Here is a 1807-nt window from a genome sequence, read left to right on the forward strand (position 1 = left end):
GTCTTTGACTCTTTGGTGTGTGGTTTTCTATCGGATTCTGGGAGAGTGTGAATCTGTGTGGGCCTATACCATAGCGGCAGCGGCCATGCTTTCCAGCCCCATGATCAGCGAGGTGGCGGTATGGTATCTGCAAAACGGCCTGTTTCTGGGCTATGGGGCCTGTGCGGCAGCTGTGCTTATGGGCATGGACAGCCTGCGCGCCGGGGTTGGGCTTTCTTTAAAAAAGCGTTTTTTCCGGATTTTTTTGTGCGCGGTTTTTGCCGCTGTGGCTGCGGGCTTTTATGAGTCCTTTATGCTTGTATTTTTGATGGGGATGGTGATGACCTTTTGGCTGGTTCGTGCGACAGACTGTAAGGAGTATGAAAAAAAGCCCCTTTCGTGGATTTTAAATGTGCTTGGAGCGTGCGTTTTGGGGATGCTTTTGCGGGCGGCGGTGACTGGTTTTCTCACGGCGGCATTTCATCTGGAGGAGCAGAAGCATGTGCTGGAGGACAGAGGGCTTTCGGAGATTTTTGAGGGAATTTTCTCCTGGTTTTCCCCTCAGGGCAGGGAGGAGCTTGTCTATGTGCTGAAGGATTTCTTTGTGAAATACTATCTGAACGCGGTGGTATACCTTCCCGTGATGGTTTTGGTGCTTTCGGTGCTTGTGGTGCTGTTTTTTTCCATACGGTATGCGGTGGGAAAACGGGACGGCTGGGTTCTGGCGGCGGGAGCGGGTATTATACTGCTTCCCTGGGTGCTTCCGGTGATGGAGAAGGTGGCCACCTATTACCGCTCCAGCCAATATGTGCCCCTGATCACGGCGTTTGCGGTTCTGCTCATTGCCTGGGGGATCAGAAATGGAAAGCGCCTGCCTGTGCGGGCGGCGGCCTTTTTGGCAGCCTCCCTGCTTCTCTATCGTCAGAGCTATGAGATGAATCAATGGTTTTATGTGGATGCTATGAAATATGAGGACACAAAGCGCACCATGGAAAACGTGGCCCTTTATCTGCAGGCAAACTGCGACACCTCAAAGCCGGTCTGCGTCATCGGCAGTTATCAGACGCCAAAGAGCCTGATCAGCAAGGCCTATTGTCCTGGGTGGTCGAAAAAATACACTTTGATAAAATTTTTAGTGGAGGGGCTCTCCCCGGAGCTTTTTGAAACATATGATTCCCCGGAGGGCTATGCTTTTGCAGAGACGCCAAGGCTTTCCTTTATCAACTGGGGGGCCACGGCCTTTTACGGCTTTGACAGAGAGCTGATTTCCTTTTGGTCCATGCATGGCTTTTCCTTTACGGAGGACGGCAATCTGGAGCACTATGCCCAGGCCAGGGAGCTGATGCAGGATGGACCCGCCTGGCCAAAACAGGGTTCCGTGGTGGAGCTTGAGGAGTATATTGTGGTGAATTTTGGAAATCAGGAAACGGGTGAGTAAAGAAGCATGGATCAATATAAAATCTTGGTGGTGGAGGACGATGCAGTGATTGCCGGTTCCATGAAGCTGCATCTGGAAAAATGGGGCTATCAGGTGGCGTGTGTGGAGGATTTTTGCAATGTGCTTTCACAGTTTGCTGCGTTTTGCCCTCATCTGGTGCTTTTGGATATTGTGCTTCCTTTTTTTAATGGGCATTACTGGTGCGGACAGATCCGTCAGATTTCCCAGGTGCCCATTATCTTTGTGTCCTCTGCCGGTGATAATATGAACATTGTCATGGCGGTGAATATGGGCGGAGACGATTTTCTCACAAAGCCCTTTGATTTAGAGGTGCTTTCCGCCAAGGTGCAGGCCCTGCTGCGAAGGACCTATGCTTTCAGGGGCCCTACC

At 51.4% G+C, this 1807-nt stretch carries 2 protein-coding genes; both read left to right on the forward strand.

Annotated features, from left to right (window positions below):
* The coding region (locus tag AC1WIP_RS15460) for a hypothetical protein (protein ID WP_481142666.1) at positions 1-1417 on the forward strand (1417 nt) is incomplete at its 5' end.
* Positions 1418-1423: 6 nt separating this feature from the next.
* The coding region (locus tag AC1WIP_RS15465) for a response regulator (RefSeq protein ID WP_481142667.1) at positions 1424-1807 on the forward strand (384 nt) is incomplete at its 3' end.

This window comes from Acetatifactor sp. (assembly GCF_982438285.1).